The organism is Paenibacillus allorhizoplanae, from assembly GCF_927798215.1.
GTDB classification, from domain to species: domain Bacteria; phylum Bacillota; class Bacilli; order Paenibacillales; family NBRC-103111; genus Paenibacillus_E; species Paenibacillus_E allorhizoplanae.
In genome coordinates, this window is record NZ_CAKMMW010000013.1 from 140,537 (window position 1) to 160,886 (window position 20,350).

The 20,350-nt window shown below is 45.4% G+C and carries 18 protein-coding genes; 2 read left to right on the forward strand and 16 right to left on the reverse strand.

All coding sequences use genetic code 11. The annotated features are described in order from the left end of the window. Positions 1-85: 85 nt before the first annotated feature. Positions 86-973: an RluA family pseudouridine synthase gene (locus L6I86_RS20825; protein ID WP_236290184.1), complete on the reverse strand. Its 888-nt coding sequence runs from the start codon at positions 971-973 to the stop codon at positions 86-88. Positions 974-1,238: 265 nt separating this feature from the next. Here L6I86_RS20825 and L6I86_RS20830 point away from each other — a divergent pair, with 265 nt between their 5' ends. Continuing rightward, a complete protein-coding gene (locus tag L6I86_RS20830; protein WP_236290186.1) occupies positions 1,239-2,732 on the forward strand; it encodes a phosphodiester glycosidase family protein in 1,494 nt (497 codons plus the stop codon). Between the two features lie 57 nt (positions 2,733-2,789). Here the strand turns inward: L6I86_RS20830 and hemL are convergent, their stop codons facing one another. Beyond that, positions 2,790-4,088, reverse strand: coding sequence for a glutamate-1-semialdehyde 2,1-aminomutase (gene hemL / locus L6I86_RS20835; protein WP_236290188.1), 1,299 nt, complete (start codon positions 4,086-4,088; stop codon positions 2,790-2,792). 81 nt (positions 4,089-4,169) lie between these two features. Here hemL and L6I86_RS20840 point away from each other — a divergent pair, with 81 nt between their 5' ends. Then, the gene (locus tag L6I86_RS20840; protein WP_236290190.1) at positions 4,170-4,829 is read left to right on the forward strand and encodes a Crp/Fnr family transcriptional regulator; all 660 of its coding nucleotides are present in this window, start codon (positions 4,170-4,172) and stop codon (positions 4,827-4,829) included. Between the two features lie 2 nt (positions 4,830-4,831). Here L6I86_RS20840 and hemG read toward each other — a convergent pair whose 3' ends face one another. From hemG to lon, 14 genes are all read right to left on the reverse strand, one after another. Further along, a complete protein-coding gene (gene hemG / locus L6I86_RS20845; RefSeq protein ID WP_236290191.1) occupies positions 4,832-6,280 on the reverse strand; it encodes a protoporphyrinogen oxidase in 1,449 nt (482 codons plus the stop codon). Then, a complete protein-coding gene (hemH, locus tag L6I86_RS20850) occupies positions 6,277-7,224 on the reverse strand; it encodes a ferrochelatase (protein WP_236290193.1) in 948 nt (315 codons plus the stop codon). Before hemH ends, hemG begins: the two co-directional genes overlap by 4 nt. Position 7,225: 1 nt before the next feature. After that, positions 7,226-8,290, reverse strand: coding sequence for a uroporphyrinogen decarboxylase (gene hemE, locus L6I86_RS20855; RefSeq protein ID WP_236290195.1), 1,065 nt, complete (start codon positions 8,288-8,290; stop codon positions 7,226-7,228). A gap of 158 nt (positions 8,291-8,448) precedes the next feature. Beyond that, positions 8,449-9,441: a porphobilinogen synthase gene (gene hemB / locus L6I86_RS20860; protein WP_171630405.1), complete on the reverse strand. Its 993-nt coding sequence runs from the start codon at positions 9,439-9,441 to the stop codon at positions 8,449-8,451. Then, complete coding sequence (gene cobA / locus L6I86_RS20865) at positions 9,438-10,988, reverse strand: uroporphyrinogen-III C-methyltransferase (protein WP_420851911.1); 1,551 nt, start codon at positions 10,986-10,988, stop codon at positions 9,438-9,440. Before cobA ends, hemB begins: the two co-directional genes overlap by 4 nt. Beyond that, positions 10,988-11,932, reverse strand: coding sequence for a hydroxymethylbilane synthase (gene hemC, locus L6I86_RS20870; RefSeq protein WP_056610319.1), 945 nt, complete (start codon positions 11,930-11,932; stop codon positions 10,988-10,990). The genes cobA and hemC overlap by 1 nt, the downstream gene beginning before the upstream one ends. Positions 11,933-11,945: 13 nt before the next feature. Continuing rightward, positions 11,946-12,656, reverse strand: a complete 711-nt coding sequence (locus L6I86_RS20875) for a precorrin-2 dehydrogenase/sirohydrochlorin ferrochelatase family protein (RefSeq protein WP_236290199.1) — start codon at positions 12,654-12,656, stop codon at positions 11,946-11,948. A gap of 29 nt (positions 12,657-12,685) precedes the next feature. Next, complete coding sequence (locus tag L6I86_RS20880) at positions 12,686-13,516, reverse strand: cytochrome C assembly family protein (protein WP_236290201.1); 831 nt, start codon at positions 13,514-13,516, stop codon at positions 12,686-12,688. Positions 13,517-13,548: 32 nt separating this feature from the next. After that, positions 13,549-14,952, reverse strand: a complete 1,404-nt coding sequence (gene hemA / locus L6I86_RS20885) for a glutamyl-tRNA reductase (protein WP_236290306.1) — start codon at positions 14,950-14,952, stop codon at positions 13,549-13,551. A 153-nt stretch (positions 14,953-15,105) separates the two neighbouring features. Further along, the gene (locus tag L6I86_RS20890) at positions 15,106-15,642 is read right to left on the reverse strand and encodes a hypothetical protein (protein ID WP_236290203.1); all 537 of its coding nucleotides are present in this window, start codon (positions 15,640-15,642) and stop codon (positions 15,106-15,108) included. A gap of 116 nt (positions 15,643-15,758) precedes the next feature. Then, on the reverse strand, positions 15,759-16,166 hold the full coding sequence (gene speD / locus L6I86_RS20895) for an adenosylmethionine decarboxylase (protein ID WP_056610310.1): 408 nt from the start codon (positions 16,164-16,166) through the stop codon (positions 15,759-15,761). A 307-nt stretch (positions 16,167-16,473) separates the two neighbouring features. Beyond that, on the reverse strand, positions 16,474-17,061 hold the full coding sequence (locus tag L6I86_RS20900) for a hypothetical protein (RefSeq protein ID WP_056610308.1): 588 nt from the start codon (positions 17,059-17,061) through the stop codon (positions 16,474-16,476). Between the two features lie 243 nt (positions 17,062-17,304). Next, positions 17,305-17,955, reverse strand: a complete 651-nt coding sequence (gene yihA, locus L6I86_RS20905; protein ID WP_056610306.1) for a ribosome biogenesis GTP-binding protein YihA/YsxC — start codon at positions 17,953-17,955, stop codon at positions 17,305-17,307. Between the two features lie 17 nt (positions 17,956-17,972). Further along, a complete protein-coding gene (gene lon, locus L6I86_RS20910) occupies positions 17,973-20,324 on the reverse strand; it encodes an endopeptidase La (RefSeq protein WP_236290204.1) in 2,352 nt (783 codons plus the stop codon). Positions 20,325-20,350: the final 26 nt, after the last annotated feature.

A 20,350-nucleotide genomic window follows, 5' to 3' on the forward strand; every position in this document is an offset into this window, starting at 1 on the left:
CATAAAGCAGCTCCGAATTGTTGGGTGATATACTTGATTGTCTCTAAAAGTATATGGGTGGATGAGGCCAGGCATGACTACATTTTTAATTCATTGACATTTGATCCAACAACATCTTGAAATCTAGTGGATACGGTGCTTGTACAACGACCTCATTTTGCGTGATCGGATGCTTAAATAGAAGTCGTTCTCCATGCAGGGCTTGTCGTTGAAACAAACGTGAAGAACCTCCATATAAAGTATCACCTACGAGTGGATGCCCTAAATGGCTGAGATGAACTCGAATTTGATGTGTTCTGCCCGTCTCTAGCTCCACTTCCACGAGTGCCCCTGCTTTCATTTGTTGAACGACACGGTAATGTGTAACTGCTTGATCCCCATTGGGAGCCACTCTTCGCTTTCCTGGCTGATGACGATCCTTGCCGATCGGTTCATCAATCCATCCTTCTTTTTCTTTGAAAATCCCATGAGCTAGCGCAATATAGCGTCTATCGATTTGTTTTTCTCTCATGGCCTCATCTAATAGGACATGCGCCCATTCATTTTTGGCATAAAGTACAACGCCCGTCGTATCTTGATCTAGACGATGTATATGCCGAACGCCGCATGCTTGTCCTGTCGCTTCATAATAGTGAGCTACCGCATTGGCAAGTGTCCCTCCTTGACCAGCTTCAGATGGATGGACAGACTTACCAGCTGGTTTATTCACGACTAGAGTGAACTCATCTTCAAATAAAACGTCTAATGGGTAAGATTCAGGTTTAAACGCCGCCTTTTCCTGAGGAAAAACCTTAAGCTGAATCGTATTATTGTCTATGCGAATAAGTCCCTGGGAAGCTAATCGCAAGAAGAATTTGCGAGGCACCGGCAGATAAGCCGCTAATTCTTCAACAGCGCCCGGTTTAAGCGGCTTCCATTGCTCATACGGAAGCGGTAACTCCAACCATTCTCCATTGCGCGACCAAGTAATCATGATTTTAAACCTTTACGAAATGATAGAAAGATTGCTAGCAGAATGAGTAGAAATACAAAAACAATCGCCATAAGGTCGATTGGGAAATCAAAAAAGTAATAACGTTTCATAATTAGAACGAGCTCCTTAAGAAAGAGGGATTAAGTACACTTTATTTTAACAATTACCATTACCATTTGCATGCAAAAATATGATACTATTATTCTTGTATTGTTTTTTTTCGACATTTTCTATCAATTTATTAATAGAGCAGGAGAGGTTTACCTTGGGTAGTTCAATTGCAAATCACTTTCGAAATTATAGTTGGCTGAAACGGACTTTACTTGTCATAGCAGCGTGTACATTTTTAAGTTCGAGTTTTTTATTTCTAACCCCACCAGGGACATTCATTCGTGAGTATTTGGCCAAAACGGTCATCACAACGCAGCACCGCGACTGGGCCTGGATCTTTGTAGGTGCACAGCGTCGAGATCAAATGGTTCTCGAAATGCAGAATCTAACAGAAGTTAACTCGATCGAGAAGCAAGATATTGAGGCTGTTCAGTTTAATACAAACCGCCCCATTGAGAGTCTCGTCAAAGTAGAAGATATTTCAGGCACCCTGTGGAAGGGTAAACGAATGTATGTATATGATCCACGATCAATCCGTGTTGTTGTTCCTTCCAAACAAGGTGAGGGTGAACGAATTACAGCCATGGTTCAACGCACAGGCGCTGTTGCCGGTGTCAATGGCGGTGGCTTCAATGATCCTGACGGCCTTGGAAACGGATTTGCCCCAATCGGTGCTATTATGTCCGGTGGAGAAATTCTTTATACCGATCAAGAGGGAAGCAACCCGCAACAAATTGTTGGTTTCACAAACGAAGGAACACTCATTATCGGAAAATATACGATTAACGAATTACTGAAACTTGGCGTCTCTGAAGCAGTTTCCTTCTATCCGCGTGTTATTGCGAATGGTAAGCCACTTATTACAAGTGGTGATGGGGGTTGGGGGCGTGCGCCGCGTACAGCTGTTGGACAAAAAGCTGACGGTACGGTTATCTTTATCGTCATTGATGGCCGTCAAACATCAAGTGTTGGTGCTACACTGAAAGAAGTTCAGGATCTTTTCTTAGAAGACGATGTCATCAACGCTGGATTCCTTGATGGCGGAGCATCTTCTGAAATGGTTTATAATAATGCACTCATTACAAAACCATCTAGCCGTTATGGCGAGCGTCGCTTACCTTCAGCTTTCTTAGTATTCGATCATCCTGAGAAAGTCGAAGTGAAAAACATTTGGGCTGGCTTAACGACGATTGATGCAGGCGGTGCTTCAACTCACCCCGAATTCTTGAAAGAACAAGCAGAACTGAAGGCGCAAGGTAAATTACCTACACCAACACCTAAAGCAACACCAACACCATCTGTTAAACCAGAAAACACAGCTGAATCTGGCAAAGCTGGCGGGTCGTCTTCACCTTCAAGTATCGACTCAACGAAGCCGAACTCGACGGATAAGCCGTTAACTGGAACACCGACGAATACAACTAGCCCAACACCAACAAATACAAGCAACCCTACACCGACTCCAACGCCTACACCAACACCAAGTAGTGGGAATAATACAGGTGGAAATAACACGGGTACTACGAAGCCAACGACGACAACAACAACGTCGCCTACGCCGAGCCCCACACCGAAGCCTGCAACGAATGGAACAGAGAATTCACCTAACACATCTACATCTACTACTTCGACAGTTAAACCGAACTAATGATAAAGGGCAGCCCTCACGTAGAACATTCTACGGAGGGCTGCCTCTTTCTTAATTTTATAAACGTTTTATGGCTTCGCGATGAGCCTCAATCGTCGTTTCAATATCCGCATCGGAATGCACCGTAGACACAAACATACCCTCAAATTGCGAAGGTGCAACGGAAACACCTAAATCCAATAGGTTACCGAAATAGGCATTAAATCGGCCAAGATCGGATGTTTTGGCTGTGTCGTAGTTGGTAACTGCTATCTCCGTGAAAAACGGACAAACCATGGAGCCTACACGATTGATCGTGCTGGCAATACCGAATTCAGCAGCATTCGCAGCAAAGCCTGCTTCTAGTCTAGCTGACTTGCGTTCCAGTTCCTCATAAACATTCGGCTCGCCTAGTAAGGACAACGTAGCGAAGCCAGCTGCCATGGCAAGTGGGTTACCCGATAACGTACCTGCTTGGTAAATCGGACCCGCAGGAGCAATCTGCTCCATGATGTCTAAACGGCCGCCATAAGCACCTACAGGAAGCCCGCCGCCGATAACTTTACCTAGACATGTTAAATCAGGTGTTACGCCGTATAAACCTTGTGCACAGTTCTTATGCACGCGGAAACCGGTCATAACCTCATCAAAAATCAACAAGGAGCCATACTGCTTAGTAATATCACGCAGACCTTGCAAGAAGCCATCTGCTGGAGGAACAACCCCCATATTCCCTGCAATGGGTTCAACGATAAGCGCAGCAATTTCTTCTCCAAACTTTTCAAAAACAAGCTTCACGGAATCCAAATCATTATAAGGCACAGTAATGGTATTAGACGCCACGCTGCTTGGTACACCAGGACTATCTGGTAATCCAAGTGTAGCAACCCCAGACCCAGCCTTAATCAACAAAGCATCCGCGTGCCCATGATAGCTTCCTTCGAATTTCACGATCTTGTCGCGCTTCGTGAATCCACGAGCTAGGCGCAACGCACTCATGGTAGCTTCCGTCCCCGAATTGACCATGCGAACCATATCAATGGACGGTACGCGTTCAATAACAAGCTTTGCCATCTCAGTTTCAAGCAACGTTGGAGCACCAAAGCTTGTACCTTTTATAGCTGTAGCCTGAATCGCTTCCAATACTTTCGGATGAGCATGACCCACGATGAGCGGTCCCCATGAACCTACATAATCAATAAACGTATTCCCATCAATATCCGTTACTCGTGAGCCAGATCCACTCTCCATGAATAACGGTGTTAGGCCCACCGATTTAAAAGCACGAACTGGACTGTTGACCCCTCCAGGAATCAACTTTCTTGATTCTTGAAAAGCAGCCGCTGACAGTTTGTCGATTCTGCTCGAATTTACCATTATTTAGCCCCCGATGACGTGATCTTGTGATAAAATGAGGTCATATCCTACCATTAACTACCTATAAAGGCGGTACAACCTATGCTAGAGCTTATCAAGAAAGTTCCTTTATTTGCCCAACTGGGCGAGCATCAATTGAACGCCCTTATTGAGATTTGTACAAGACGTACTTATAAAGCTGGCACGATCCTTTTTCAAGAAAAAGAAATCGGCTCTGTCTTCTATATGGTACTTAGCGGTTCAGTCAAAATCTATACAACAAGCCAAGCAGGTGAGGAAAAAATACTGTCAATCTGCAAAACCAGCGAAAGCTTCGGCGAGCTGTCTCTCATAGATGGTAAACCTCGTTCTGCCTCAGCTCAAACCTTAGAAGAATGCATACTCTTAACGATAACCGGCCAAAGCTTCCTTGATCTGCTTCGTAATCATTTTGACATTAGCCTAGGTATCATGCAAGAGCTCAGTAATCGTCTACGCGATACGAATCAACAAGTCTATGATTTAACCTTCGTAGATGCAAGAACACGCGTCATTAAAAGTTTGATCAAAATGGCGAACTCACACGGTCTGCGTAAAGGCACCACTATCGTGATTAAGCTTGTCCTTAACTTTGATGAAATCTCCCAGCTAGCTGGTGTTCAGAAATCAACACTCATGCAAGTCATACGTGATCTCGAAGAGAAGAAAATCTTGACCATCTCAGCCAGTGAATTCACTTTGGAGTTGACCAAGCTCCGTTAATCCTATTGTGTTTGAACAAGACCAGCAAGCTGATTTGCAGCTTCTTTTCCTTGCCGTATACAATCAGGCAGTCCGACGCCATGAAACCCTGCACCCGTGACCAGTACTCGCGGCATGGCTGCAGTCAGTTCTTTTTTAAAATCCGCGATCGCCTCTAAATGGCCAACAGGGTATTGCGGCATGGAATGCATCAACCTCGTCACTTCAACAAAACCTGGTTCAGCTGTAATCCCAAGCAGATCAGCTATATCATGTCGTGCTTTACTGATTAATTGCTCATCGGACCATGCTGGCCATTCCTGCTCACCAGAACGACCAATATAACAACGAAGCAGCACCTTGCCTTCTGGTGCAGCATGCAGCCACTTCGCTGATGTTAACGTACATGCTGTAATGGTATAGCCCTCATGCTTAGGAACGAGGAAACCGGAGGCATCCAGTTCAAATGGAATATCTTTACGATCGAACGACATAATCACATTAGCTACCGATATATAATCAATCTTCGCTAGCTTGTTTGCAGCTGGGAGCTCCGAAAGCAGCCTCGCCGCTTGATACGTTGGCGTTGTCACGATTACCCCGTCAACGAGCTCACGCTGACCATCCTCAAAGACAACTTCTGTTTGTCCCCCATCAACACTACAAACCGAAACAACGCTAACTCCTGTACGTAAATCAACGGTAGTACGCATGGCATCAACCAAACCTGTCACTAAGGATTCGAGCCCTCGCTTAAACGTTACAAAGACTGAATTGCGAACAGCCGCAGGTAAATGCGCGCTTTCCTCGGTCACATTTTTGCGGCTCGCCATCATCCCAAGAATTAAACTCCGGTTCTTTTGCTCCATGGCCCGAAATTGCGGGAAAGTGGATTTCAGGCTCAGCTTATACGTATCCCCGGCGTAGATCCCTGCAAGCAGCGGCTCAACAATACGCTCAAGCACTTCCTTACCAAGTCGGCGCTCCAGAAAATGTCCAAGCGACTCGTCATCTGTGACATCCCGCTTCGGTTTAATCAAGTCCATCGCAGCGCGAAGCTTGCCGAGTGGTGAAATAAGGCCTGTCTTCATAAATGGTGTCATTTGAGTCGGAATTCCCAGAACCAAGCCTGGAGGCATACGATGCAGCTTTCGCCCGCGAACGATATAAGTCTTCTTCGCTTTCGGATTCGTACCTGTCAGCTCATTTTCCATGCCAAGATCATAAGCCAAATCAATAATGGGACGTTTACGCGCTAGAAAGGAATCTGGCCCCTTTTCAATCACAAATCCGTCACGCTCAATCGTATGAATTTTCCCGCCAAATGACGGTGATTTCTCGACAACAGAAATTCGAAAGGGGGCACCTCCACTGACTTCAGTCTCCGTCATCAGTTTTTCCAAATAAAAAGCAGCACTTAGCCCCGTAATACCCCCGCCAATAATCATATAATGAGGCACGTTGTTACTCATTGTGGACCAACTGCCTCTTGCCATTTCTTGTAGACAACATCACTTAAGGTTTCCATATATAGAGGATCCGTGTTGAGCGACTCTGTACGTTCCAAATGAACGCCTAGCTCTTTCGCCAGCCCTTGCGCTTCAATATCGATATCATAAAGGACTTCTAAATGATCGGAAACGAAACCGATTGGACAGAGGAGTATCTTATCCACGCCTTCTTCTTGCTTAATCGTACGCATGACATCCATAATGTCTGGACCTAACCAAGGCATTGCTGTCTGGCCCGCACTTTGCCAACCAAACTGCCAATTCGTAAGACCAACCCGCTCAGCAAGCGCTTTGGAGGTAGCTAGCAATTGATCTGGGTACGGATCCTTCATTTCCAGAATTTTCTCCGGCAAGCTATGCGCTGTAAAGATGACTCTCACGTTATCCCGATCCGCCTCAGCAAATTTCCCCAAAGCTTTCTCTACGCGTGTTTGTAAAGCATCCAGCAGCTTCCCATGGAGATGATAATCTAGAACGAAAGTCATCTTAAGACCTAACGCTTCCGCCTTATCCTTCGCTCTCTTCACATAACCACCGACACTCATCGTCGAGTAGTGAGGGGCTAGAACGACCCCTACAGCCTCTGTGATACCGTCTTTAACCATCTGCTCAACACCATCTTCTACATACGGCTGAGCGTGCTTTAAGCCTTGGTAGCAGACAAATTCAAGCTCAGGATGCTCCTGACGAAGCGTAGCTTCGAGCCCTTTCACTTGTTTATTCGTATTTTCACGCAGCGGGAAGAAGCCACCGACAATAGCCTCATAACGTGTCGTTAATTCATGCAATTGCTCAGGAGTCGGCGGGTGACCACGACGGATATGCGTATAGTACGCTTCAACTTGATCTAAACTTTCCGGAGTACCGTACGACATCACTAAGACGCCAATGCGTGTTTTGGTCATGTTAAACACCACTCTTTCCAACTTGCTGGGTTAAAACGGAATTCGAATAGGAATGAACAAACATTGTTAATTCCTTCAATTTCTCCAGAGATGCTTCTGGGAATAAGCCATGTCCTAGGTTGAAAATAAAACCTGGCTGCTTCATCCCTTCATCCATAATCGCTTTCGCTTGCGCTTCAATCACACTCATCGGCGCTGTTAGAATGTAGGGATCTAAGTTCCCCTGTACCGCATATCGGTTCTGTAATCTTTCACGACCAACAGAAATTGGTACACGCCAATCCAAACCAATCACATCAGCTTGAATCGTTGTCAGATATGGCAGCAATTCACCTGAACTTACACCAGGGAAATAAATTTTCGGTTCTTTCAAATCCGATAGCTCTTTGAAAATCCGCATCATCGTAGGACGTACGTAGACGTCGAAATCGGCTGGAGAGAGTGCCCCCACCCAGCTATCGAAAACTTGAACAGCTTTCGCCCCATTAGCGATATGTGCACGCAGATACGTGATAACCATATCCCCAAGTTTATCCATCAAGGCGAACCAAACTGCTGGTTCAGAATACATCATTTGCTTCGTACGAATATAGCTTTTGGAGGGTCTGCCCTCAATCAAATAGCTGGCGATCGTAAATGGCGCACCCGCAAACGAAATCAATGGAACCTCTAATTCTTTATCTAAAATACGAATCGTTTGAAGAATGTGGGACAGGTCCTTCTCCACATCTATTGGACGAAGTCGTTCAACATCTTGTGCCGTACGAACCGGCGTATGTATCACAGGACCGATATCTTTCACAATATCAAAATCAACACCCAACGAAGCCACTGGGTTCATAATATCCGAGTACAAAATCGCGGCATCTACGCCAAGCTTTTTGATCGGCATCATCGTTACTTCCGCAGCAAGCTCTGGTTGCTGACAAATTTCTAGCAAGGAGTACTTTTCCTTGATCTTACGGTAGTCCGGGTCGTAGCGACCCGCTTGACGCATATACCACACAGGCAGCGTATCAACCTTTTCTTTCCGGCATGCTTTAATAAAATTATCGTTATAACTCATGAGGCACCTTCCTCTTGTTTCCATCTATTCTCATCCATTATGCCCTAATTATACCCCTCTCACAACCAAGGTAAGCTTACCTATTGCGACAAAAGTATGACAAAAGAACCACCCGAACTCCGTTGTACATCACAGAGGACAAATGGTTCATGATCTCCTTACTTTTGCAAGTAGCGAGCGATATCTTTGGCGAAATAAGTCAGGATAATATCTGCTCCTGCACGCTTGAAGCTTGTCATCGTTTCCATCACAATCGCTTCTTCATTCACCCAACCTTGCTGAGCAGCAGCCTTCACCATGGCGTACTCTGCACTCACATTGTAAGCGACAACTGGCAAGTCGAAGTTATCCTTCAGCATGCGGATAATGTCCATGTAAGCGAGCGCTGGCTTCACCATTAAGAAATCTGCTCCCTCAATGACGTCGCTTGACGCTTCACGAAGGGCTTCACGACCGTTAGCCGGATCCATTTGATACGTTTTCCGATCACCAAATTGCGGTGTGGAATGCGCAGCATCACGGAACGGCCCGTAGTAGGCCGAAGCATATTTAACTGAGTACGCCATGATCGGTGTGTTCTCATAACCAGCTTCATCAAGTCCAGCGCGAATGGCTTGCACATAACCATCCATCATATTGGAAGGAGCAATAATATCAGCACCTGCTTTGGCTTGTGAGACTGCTGTACGAACGAGTAGTTCCAGAGAAGGATCATTCGCAACATCCGCTTGCCCTGTAATCGGATGGTGATGAATAACGCCACAATGACCTGTATCGGTAAATTGACATAAACACGTATCTGCGATAATCAGCAAGTTAGGGTTAAGCTCTTTAATAAAGCGAGTTGCTTGCTGTACGATACCGTCATCCATAAATGCGGATGTTCCGGTTGCATCTTTATAATCAGGTACACCGAACAAGAGAATCGCTTGGATACCTAATTGCGTGATTTCATCGATTTCCTCTTTCACACGATCGAGTGAGAAATGATACACACCAGGCATCGAGGCAATTTCTGACTTTACATTTGTACCATGAGTAACAAAGATCGGTTGAACGACATCGTTCACTGTCACTTGATTCTCACGAACAAGATTACGAATGGCTGCATTTCCGCGTAAGCGGCGGTTACGAACGATTGGAAAACTCATGATGGATTTCCGCCTCCTTGAATCATGCTTTGTACCAAAGAAGCCACTGTTGCTTCTTCAGCCGTATATGTAATCGACAGTCCTGCTTGTAAGACAGTATCTGCCGTTTTGGGACCAATAACTGCAATTTCCACGCCTTGCAACAACGATAACGGATCTTCCATACCCAGTTGCTTTAGCGCTTCAAGTAAATTCGTAACGGTAGATGAGCTTGTAAAAGTAATGATATGAATGCTTTGATTCTGCAAAAGATGAATAATCTCTTCTCCGTCATCGGTGGTCAGTACATTCTCATACACATCCACTTCGGTAACTTCGAGGCCGAGCTCCTTCAATTTAGACGGTAAATAATCACGCGCTAAGTCTGCTGTCGGCAGCAACACTTTCTGACCTGCGTTCAAATCCCCTTGAATGGCATCTAGGATACCTTCCCCATGATACTTAGCCGGCAGGACGTCTGCGATGATACCACGCTCAGCGAGCGCCTCAGCGGTCTTAGGACCTACTGCAGCAATTCGTGCGTTCCCCATTCTGCGAACATCAATACCTAATTCACGCAGTCTGCGGAAAAAAAATTCAACACCATTTGCACTCGTTAGTACAATCCAGTCAAACTCCTGAAGTCTCTCAAGTGCGAGATCCAATGCTTGCCTAGCTTCTTGGCGACTTGGCGGCTGTAAACGAATGACTGGGAATTCGACGGGTTCTCCACCCAAATCATCGATCAGATCCACAAGTTCACTCGCTTGACTCCGAGCTCTCGTGACAAGTACTCGCTTGCCAAACAGCGGCTTCTTCTCCATCCAAGCCAGCTTCTCACGTAGCTTAACTACCTCACCCACGATAATGACGGCTGGAGATTTGAAGTTCGCTTCTCTTACTTTTTCTGTGATATCTGCAAGTGTACCTGTAATCGTCGCTTGATCCGCCCAAGTTCCCCATCGCACTAAGGCAACAGGCATTTCTGGCGGCTTCCCACAACGAATTAACTCACGGCATATTTGCTCTAAATTAGCAACGCCCATCAAGAACACCATCGTGCCAATCGCTTTGGCCAGATGCTCCCAGTTTAAGCTGGAATACGTTTTATTCGGATACTCATGGCCCGTTACAATCGCAACAGACGACGTGAAATCGCGATGTGTGACAGGAATACCCGCATAAGCTGGAACAGCAATCGAGGAGGTGATTCCTGGGATAATGTCATACGTTATCCCGTTATCTGCTAACAGCTCGGCTTCTTCACCAACGCGACCGAATACACTCGGATCTCCGCCTTTAAGACGTGTTACGATCTTCCCTTGTAAAGCCAAATCCACAAGCAACTGATTGATTTCTTCTTGCTTTAATATATGTTTATCTGGCAGCTTGCCAACAAAGATGAGTTCTGCTTCTGGTCTACGATGTTTCAATAAGCGTGGATTCGCCAGTCGATCATATACGATGACATCTGCTCTTTGGATCGCTTCCATCCCGCGTACCGAGATGAGTTTAGGATCACCAGGACCCGCTCCAACAAGAAAAACTCTTCCTTTGTTCACAGCCATCACTCCCTCACCTCAGCTAGAATCTTCTCGGCTCCTTGTGCGATGAGCTTCTCTGCGACTAACGCGCCCAACGCTTCCGGATCGTTCCCGGAAGCCGTCTCCTTAAGCATGGTCACGCCATCCGGCGTCCCGACCATGCCAGTCAGGGTCAACAGCGGGGCGTCTTCCCCGCTGCTGTTCTCGACGCTCGCGTATGCGCCGAGCGGCACCTGGCAGCCTCCGTTGAGTCTGCCGAGGAAAGCACGCTCCGCTCGCACCGCGAGCGCCGTTGGCTCATGCTGGAACTTGCCCAGCAAGTCCAGCACGAAAGCGTCGTTGCCGCGGCACTCGATGCACAGCGCTCCCTGCCCTACGGCAGGGAGGCAGAGCTCGGGCGGCAAGTAGGCACTGATGCGATCTTGCCAGCCGATCCGGTGAAGACCGGCGGCGGCAAGCATAATCGCATCGAAGTTCTCTTCTTCGAGCTTGCGCAGCCTCGAATCAATATTGCCCCGGATCGACTCGATCCGGAGGTCTGGGCGGTGATGCTGCAGCTGGCTTGCACGGCGCAGCGAGCTTGTGCCGACGAGCGCGCCCTGCGGCAGCTCGTCGAGGGATTTGCCGCCGCGCGTGATCAACGCATCGCGCGGATCCTCGCGCTTGGGGATCGCGCCTACCACGAGACCTTCGGGCAGCTCGAAAGGCATGTCCTTCATGCTATGAACGGCGATATCAATCTCGCCGTCCGTCAGCGCTTGTTCGATTTCCTTTACGAACAAGCCCTTGCCTCCAACCTTGGATAACGTGACGTCCAGAATCCGATCGCCCTTCGTAACAATTTTCTTGATTTCAAATTGACATTCGATACCATGTTCGGCAGCAAGCTGCTTCAAAAGTTCAACAGCTTGTCCTGTTTGAGTCAGTGCCAAAGCACTTTGTCTTGTCCCTACAATTATCGTTTTCATTCGTCTCCGCCCCCTATACGTGCTGCCCAATCTCATTGATGAAAGACCAAGAAGGCCGTCCACTCTCTACTTGCTCTTGCTCTTGTGATTGCATCCAAGTTTCGCCTTGTAAGGCAAGGTTGAACTTCTCTTTCCACTCTTCAAACTTGCCTTCTCGGATCAAAGGCATGAGATCCCACGCCAGCATGTCTTTAAATAGACCCTGCCTTGCTTTTTTATCCTTCACGCGTTCTTGAATGAACAAGCGAGTTTCACTGAGAAATTCCAAATAAATTTCATACTCATCGCCATAGGTCTTGTCGATCTCTTTGGCAATCTTACGCGCTGCTGATGGACTAGCTCCACCAGTGGAGACTGTAATGACCAACTTGCCACGACGAACAACGGAAGGTAGGATAAACGAGCTTAGTTCTGGTTTATCTACAATATTGACGAGCACATCATGCGCATTCGCATCCTTTGCGATCTGTCTATTGACTTGTGCATCGTTCGTCGCCGCAATGACTAAGGCGAATCGTGCCTCGCCATGAGTTATCCATATCGATTCATCATAGGACTGTCTCTTCACGATCAGATTCGGTTGATGCCCTAGCTCTAGAATTCCAACCGTGAACGCTGGACTGACAATCGTCACCTCGGCTTCAGCCGCAAGCAACGATCGTAATTTTCGTTCTGCTATCGGACCTCCGCCAACAATCAAGCACCGGCGTCTTGCTAAATTCATCATAACGGGAAAAGGATGCTGCCAACCATTTAGCTCCATATCCACCCGTGAAAATCAGAAACAAGGTTAGAAACAACGAAATTCAACACGACGATACAGAAAGCTGCCAAATTCCAAACAGCTAGCTTATTCCCCGAAATCCGCATGGATTTATGTTGAAATAAGTAAAAGGCATAGGCTGCCAAAACGAAGAAAGAATTGATTACTTTGGGATCATAGAGAAGATTGCGATTGCCTTCAAGCACAACCCATACCACACCAAGACTTAAAGCCATTAGAAGCAACGGCCCCCCGATAATGACCGATAAATACGTATAATGCTCAATTTTCTCAAGAGATGGCAATCGCATGACAGCCTGAGAGAAGTTTTTACTCTTCAACCTTGCATGTAAAAATATGTACATCCCTGAAAAAATAGCGGCAATTGAAAAGGCGGCATAGCTGCCAATCGCTAACGAAATATGAATGAATAATAGCTCATCATTAATGTCCCAATCGGATTTGATCGGCACGACATACGGATTTCCAAATATATTCAGTGCAAGAATCGCAAAGCCAAGTACATTCACAAAAAAAACGAACAATTCAATTCGAAAAAAACGGTTGACGATCAATGAAATCGTTACAATCAGCCACGAAAACATAAAGAGTACGTCAGATCGTACGAAAGCCCATTCCGTCAAATGACCATATAAACTGATAGCCAAGTAAGCGGTTTGCAAAACCCATACAAACAAAAGCAGCCCCGTCCCCATCCGTTTCGCGCTCCGGCTCGCATTCGCGAAATCCGAAAAGTAAAACAGTAGGCTCAGGGCATACATATAAATCATCGCATCAAACAACCAGCTACGTGTAACCATGGCACCTCTCCTAGGCGGTTAGCGCCTTTTTATCAAGATGGAGCTAGAACATCCGCGTTTTGCAAACTACGAACGGACAGCTTCTCATCCAACGTTTGTTTACTTTCCACTTTGTTAAAGCCTGACTCCAACTCTTGTGCTATTTGATCTGCCTGTTCTTGTTGTTTAAGCGTATCTTCTAATGCGAAAAGCTTCGTGAAAATTTCGAGAGCATCGTCGCCATGGCGCTCTCCCGCCATTTCTTTGATCCTTAGAATCGGATCACGCAATACTTGATTCACAATACTCTTCGTTAATTTACGAATCACTTTAATTTCACGTTCATCCAGATCAGTCAGCTTATTCAGCATGTTCTCCATGGTTTCTTCGTGAATCTGATTCGCTTTCGTTTGCAAAGCACTAATCAGTGGGCTCACGCCAAGTGTCTTCGTCCATTGGTCAAAGGCAGCGATTTCGGACGTGATCATGATTTCAATCTTAGCCGCTTCTTTCTTCCTCTCCTGTAAATGCTTATCCACAATATGCTCCAAATCATCAATATCGTAGAGGAACACATTAGGCAAGCCGCTAATCTCAGGATCTAGATCCCGCGGAACCGCGATATCCATCATGAAGAGCGGACGTGATTTTCTTTTTTGCACATAAGTTTGAATATCCTTCTTCGTCAGAACGTATCCAGGTGCTCCAGTCGAGCTAATAATAATATCAACCTCAGGTAAATATTTCAGCATTTCCTCTAGTGTGCAAGCCACACCGCTAAATTTGCCGGCTAAATCCATAGCTCTTTCCAACGTACGATTCACAACGATAACTTTGTTTGCACCATTTGCATACAAATGCTTCACGGTCAACTCGCTCATCTTACCCGCACCAATAATCATAATGGTTTTGTTCATGTAGCTTCCGAAGATCCGCTTACCGAGTTCTACAGCCGCATAGCTGATGGAGACAGGATTATTACTGATACCCGTCTCTGAATGTGCTTTCTTCGCAAGTGTTATCGCTTGTTTAAACAGTGTGTTGAAATAAGAGCCCGTTGCTTTCAATTGTTGAGATGCTAAAAAAGCATCCCTCACTTGACCTAGAATCTGAGTTTCCCCAATGACCATCGAATCAAGCCCCGTTGTTACACGGAACAAATGCTCATTTGCTTTGTCATTCTCATACATATATAAATGCTTCTGGAACTCATCCTTCTTCACATGAAACCAACGCTCAAGGAAGTGAGTTAAGTAATGACTACACAATTGAGGTCGATCCACGACAGCATAAATTTCGGTGCGATTGCAGGTGGCAACAATAACACATTCTAGAATACTTTTCGTCTCTTTCAACTCAGCGATTGCTTTGGGTAAATCTTGATCTGAGAACGCAAACTTTTCACGAATTTCTACCGGGGCTGTCCGATAATTCAAACCAACTGCGATAATATGCAATGTTACCACCTGCCTTTCGTTTTATTTAGAATCATTATAGCACAGCAATACCGACATTCCGACAAAATATTTGAATAAATTATGAATGCTTTGGTACTGTTCGTTAGTTTTAACAGCTCCGTGCTCCTCTATACCTCGTCCATACAGAATCCCCTATTGCAAGCCTTTTTTTCTTAAAAAGGACGTCATTTCACGATCTAGTTTCGATAACTCCGTATTCTGGGATGAAATGATATCGCCGTTCGAAGCCATCATTTTCTCATAGACCTCATACATGTGCCCAAATTGCTTTTGGGCTTCCTTCAATGTTAATGTCTCATCCGCTTTCAGCGCTCTCACTCCACCGAGCTGCAACCTCTGTATGTACTGGCTTAGTTGGTTCATGAAGCTAAGTGAACTTAACTCCTCTTTCCCCCCTGCTGCCAAAATCAATCGCTCATGCGTGTATTCCGCTGAGTACAGTGCTCGTCTCACTGGATCGAGCTCATTCGTACTTTTACTCTGAGAGGCTTCTTCTAGACTGCTCTTCAATATTTCCATTTGAAATAAGGATACTTGGAACAGTAAATGTGTGGCATCGTGATCTTCCTTTTGATGACCTAACATTTGGACGAGTTGATAAATTGGCCAAATGATGAGAAAGAGAACAACGACATACAGCACCAATTTCCTAATGATTTTATGCTTCAAGCTTTTTCCCCCACCTCAAGTGATCTGGACATGTATCGCCAATATCATTGTATGGGTATCTGAACAAACAAATAACCACGGATTTCTCCGTGGTTACCGTTATCTTTTGCAGAATTTTATTTAACAAGCTCTGCTTGCTTTATTTCAGGAGTTTCTACTTGTAGTTCACCCATTCCGCGAACAAGTTTCTTCGCATAGAACGTTTCTGGTTTTAGTACGGACACCATAAAGTCGATGGCTAATTGAGGGTCGACTGTCTCACCGCATGTATAACAATCAAGTGCGGCAAAACCTCTCTCAGGATAAGTATGAATGGAGAGATGACTCTCGGACAACATAACAAGAACTGTTGCACCTTGTGGTTCAAATTGCTTGGATTGTACAGATAGAACAGTTGCTCCACATACCTCGGCAGCTTCAACCATCTGAGCTTGCAGCCATTCTGCATTGTTCAGAAGTTCAAAATCTACCCCCCAAGTATCAACAGCAACGTGTCTTCCGAAAGTTGAGTATTCTGTTTCCATCTTTCGGTTCCCCCTTCCTAGGAATAAAATGTGTGAAAAAAATTTCATCCGCTAGGACCTACGTCATTCACTTCCCGAGGGTATAATCTCTCGCAACATTCAATGTCCTGAGTGAATCCTGGTTCCTATATTGTTTCAACGAGAATAAAAATAACATCTATCGACGATAAATGCAATAGTTTTTTTTGTTAAAGGCTAACTGTCACATCGGCGCCATATCTAAATTATGTCGTAATGCCTTTGCATGTGCCTGAAAACAAAGAGAGACCCAAAAATGGGTCTCCATAAATATAGCATGTATGGGTGATTATGCCTCCAAAACAAACAAACGATGTGTAAGCTCATTGAGGCGAATGTCGATCTGTTGGTGTTCATCCCTAGCCTGCAGCATGTTACGCATATCAAGAAGGTGATTGATTTGATCGTAAATCATTTCAATTTCTTGCTCAACTTCTCTCTTCTGGAACATCATCTGCATGAGGCCAATGGTATCTTTGTGCTCATAGACAATTGTTAACAGTTGACCTTTGATTTCCTCGATCTTCACAACGGTTCCGCGTTCATAATAATAAACCATCGTGTAGCTTGGGTAAATCCGATTCACTTTAGCGCTGCCTTTGAATTCCGATACTGCTTTACGCATTAAATTTGCTAATAAGGTATTACTTAATCTGCAGGATCCTGTGCATTCATATAGGCCCGATTTCTTTTCAAATGAGAGGACGATTTCTTGACCTTCGCCATCTTGAAAAACAACTTCTTGATTCCCGTTTTCCAAAACTTTGACTTGCAGTGTCACTTGATGGTCCACAAACATTTGAAAAAACTTCAACATATCGGCTTCTGTTAACTGGAGGCAGGTTTTGACATATTCAGTCGCTAACCTTTGTGCCATAAAAATCCCTCGATTCTTTGTTTTCAAGCCATTAACTATTACCTTGCTTATTATTATACTACAAGAGACACGAATATTCCTGCCGGCAAATCATGATAATCAGCCAAATATTCTGAAAAATGCTTGATAAACTGGAATGCCATCAAATTTCCCCCAGTTTACCTCGCTTTCCCGTATGCTTCTTTTTGATTTCCTCTATCTTTGATCGTTATCCTTTACAATACGCAAAAAACCGCCCTGTGATTAGGACGGTTGCGGATCGTTTACGGCGCTAGTTAGTACTTCTTCGGTTTGAGGCTCCGGTTCGCCATAAGCAATCGCTTGCTCTAGAATTCCCCACAGTTCGTCTTTGCCAAGCCCAAGCTCAGAAGAGAACATCAGCGGTTGAACCCCTTTATCCATCCCTAATGTTTCACGTACAATCTTCAAATGTTTAGCCCATCTGCTCTTAGGAATCTTGTCCGCTTTGGTCGCAACAACAAGAACAGGCACGTCCATGTGGCGAAGCCATTCGTACATCGCCTGATCATCTTTGGAAGGCGGATGTCTTAGGTCAACTAACTGCATCACAAGGCGCAAAGGCTCACGATTCAATAAATAGCTTTCAATGAATTTGCCCCATTGCTCGCGCTTGGTTTTGGATACCTTTGCGTAGCCATAGCCGGGGAGATCAACGAAATATAAGTCCTGATTAATTTTATAATAGTTAAGAGTTTGCGTCTTGCCCGGTTGTGAACTGGTTCTAGCTAAGTTTTTACGAGAAATCAAACAGTTAATGAGTGACGATTTCCCAACATTAGAACGCCCTGCCAGCGCTATCTCTGGCAAGGCATCCTCTGGATATTGGCTAGGTCCAACCGCGCTGATAATAAATTCAGCTTGATTGACTTTCATGAATATTCAACTACTTTCTAAGTCGATCCGACGTTCGCCGTCGGCTTATTTTTGATAAGCGCGTGTTCCAGCACTTGATCCATGTGACTGACAGGTATGAACGTCATCTCTGTGCGGACACTTTCTGGAATTTCGATAATGTCTTTCTCGTTGTCTTGCGGTAAAAGGATTGTACGTATCCCCGCACGATGTGCCGCAAGTGCCTTTTCCTTCAAGCCCCCGATTGGAAGTACCCGGCCGCGAAGCGTGACCTCTCCAGTCATCGCCACTAAGCGTGAAACGGGAATGTTCGTCAAAGCAGAGATTAATGCGGTAGCCATTGTAATCCCCGCTGATGGACCATCCTTCGGAATAGCACCTTCAGGAATATGAATGTGTACATCATTCTTCTCATGGAAATCTGGGGCAATGCCCAGGACATCAGCTCGCGAACGCGTATAACTGAAAGCTGCTTGCGCAGATTCCTTCATGACATCACCAAGTTTACCCGTTAAGGTTAACTTGCCAGTACCAGGCAGTACAGATACCTCGATGACGAGTGTATCTCCCCCAACTTCCGTCCAAGCTAGCCCTGTAACAGCCCCGATCTGATCCTTCTCTTCTGCAACATTATATTTGAACTTAACAGGACCTAAATAGTCACTTAAGTTATCTACAGTTACATGAACAGGTGTCTCAGGGTTTGATACGATCTTCTTAGCTGCTTTGCGATTCATACCTGCAACTTGTTGCTCTAGATTACGCACGCCTGCTTCTCGCGTATATTCGCGCACAATCTTCATCAAAGCAGCCTCATCAACGACAAGTTGCTCTTCTTCAAGACCATGATCACGTTTCTGCTTAGGAAGTAAATATTTCTTGGCAATTTGGAGCTTCTCAATCTCCGTATAACCTGGAATATATAGAACCTCCATCCGATCTAGCAGAGGACGAGGAATATTATGCACAGCATTCGCCGTAGTCACAAACATCACGTTGGATAAATCAAAAGGAACTTCAATGAAATGATCACTAAAAGTGCTGTTTTGTTCAGGATCCAATACTTCAAGCAAGGCTGAGGCAGGATCTCCACGGAAATCCATCGCCATCTTGTCAATTTCATCTAATAAGAAAACGGGATTATTCGCGCCTGCATTCTTCATGCCTTGAATGATTCGTCCAGGCATGGCGCCAACGTACGTACGACGATGACCGCGAATTTCAGCTTCATCCCTCACGCCGCCTAGCGATATACGGATGAACTGTCTTCCCATGGATCTAGCAATTGAACGAGCAATCGACGTTTTACCAACCCCAGGAGGGCCAACTAAACAAAGAATCGGACCTTTGAGCTTCTTGACTAGCTTCTGTACGGCTAAGTACTCCAGCACTCGCTCTTTTGGCTTCTCGAGACCAAAATGATCCTCATTCAATATCTCTTCTGCTTTATCTAGGTCCAAATCGTCATCGGTCGATTTGTGCCAAGGAAGGCCTAGCAACCAATCAATATAATTACGAATGATGCCGCCTTCTGCTGAAGTAGCAGGCATTTTCTCCAATCGATCAATCTCTTTCTCAACCTTCTCACGAACCTTATCAGGAAGCTCGGCTTCAGCTAGCTGGTTACGTAACTCATCAACTTCACCTGCACGACCTTCTTTATCCCCAAGCTCTTTCTGAATCGCCTTCATCTGCTCACGGAGGTAGTATTCCTTCTGTGTTTTCTCCATTTGCTTCTTGACACGTTGACTGATTTTGCGTTCGAGCTCAAGCACTTCCCGCTCATTGTTCAAAATATTAAGCATTTTCTCGAGCCGTTCACGTACGTCAACGGTCTCGAGAATATCTTGTTTATCTTTGATTTTAAGCGATAAATGACTACAAATCACATCTGCTAAACGGCCTGGCTCATCAATATCAGATACCGCGGCAAGCGTTTCAGGCGTGACTTTCTTGGAAAGATTGATGTAATGCTCGAATTGACTTAGCACACTTCTCATCAAAGCATCAATTTCAGGATCTGAAATTTCTTGCTCTGGCAACTCTTTTACGGTTACTTCGTAATACTCGTCATTCGTCAAGTACTCTACGATTTCAGCACGTAAAACACCCTCTACTAAAACGCGAATCGTACCATTCGGTAATTTGAGCATTTGCCGCACTTTCGCGATGGTTCCGATGCGATAAATATCCTCTTTGGTTGGTTCTTCTATGTTGATCTCTGATTGAGAGCAGAGGAGAATCATGCTGTCATCCACCATCGCCCGCTCGAGTGCTTTCACCGATTTTTCTCGCCCTACATCCAGGTGTAGAACCATGCTCGGATAGACCAGCAGTCCCCTAAGTGGCAATAACGGTAATCTGCGCACCTTCATTTTTCCAGGCCCCATCCTCTGCACCTCCAATAATAGGGATC

Excerpts from the sequence above, each read along its gene's own strand:
- hemB (WP_171630405.1), bottom strand. The coding sequence starts at position 9,441 with ATGAGTTTTCCAATCGTTCGTAACCGCCGCTTACGCGGAAATGCAGCC.
- speD (WP_056610310.1), bottom strand. The coding sequence starts at position 16,166 with ATGGAAACAGAATACTCAACTTTCGGAAGACACGTTGCTGTTGATACT.
- L6I86_RS20825 (WP_236290184.1), bottom strand. The coding sequence starts at position 973 with ATGATTACTTGGTCGCGCAATGGAGAATGGTTGGAGTTACCGCTTCCG.
- L6I86_RS20840 (WP_236290190.1), top strand. The coding sequence starts at position 4,170 with ATGCTAGAGCTTATCAAGAAAGTTCCTTTATTTGCCCAACTGGGCGAG.
- lon (WP_236290204.1), bottom strand. The coding sequence starts at position 20,324 with ATGGGGCCTGGAAAAATGAAGGTGCGCAGATTACCGTTATTGCCACTT.
- L6I86_RS20880 (WP_236290201.1), bottom strand. The coding sequence starts at position 13,516 with ATGGTTACACGTAGCTGGTTGTTTGATGCGATGATTTATATGTATGCC.
- hemL (WP_236290188.1), bottom strand. The coding sequence starts at position 4,088 with ATGGTAAATTCGAGCAGAATCGACAAACTGTCAGCGGCTGCTTTTCAA.
- hemE (WP_236290195.1), bottom strand. The coding sequence starts at position 8,290 with ATGAGTTATAACGATAATTTTATTAAAGCATGCCGGAAAGAAAAGGTT.
- L6I86_RS20875 (WP_236290199.1), bottom strand. The coding sequence starts at position 12,656 with ATGAATTTAGCAAGACGCCGGTGCTTGATTGTTGGCGGAGGTCCGATA.
- hemC (WP_056610319.1), bottom strand. The coding sequence starts at position 11,932 with ATGAAAACGATAATTGTAGGGACAAGACAAAGTGCTTTGGCACTGACT.
- hemH (WP_236290193.1), bottom strand. The coding sequence starts at position 7,224 with ATGACCAAAACACGCATTGGCGTCTTAGTGATGTCGTACGGTACTCCG.
- L6I86_RS20900 (WP_056610308.1), bottom strand. The coding sequence starts at position 17,061 with ATGGCACAAAGGTTAGCGACTGAATATGTCAAAACCTGCCTCCAGTTA.
- cobA (WP_420851911.1), bottom strand. The coding sequence starts at position 10,988 with ATGGCTGTGAACAAAGGAAGAGTTTTTCTTGTTGGAGCGGGTCCTGGT.
- yihA (WP_056610306.1), bottom strand. The coding sequence starts at position 17,955 with ATGAAAGTCAATCAAGCTGAATTTATTATCAGCGCGGTTGGACCTAGC.
- hemG (WP_236290191.1), bottom strand. The coding sequence starts at position 6,280 with ATGAGTAACAACGTGCCTCATTATATGATTATTGGCGGGGGTATTACG.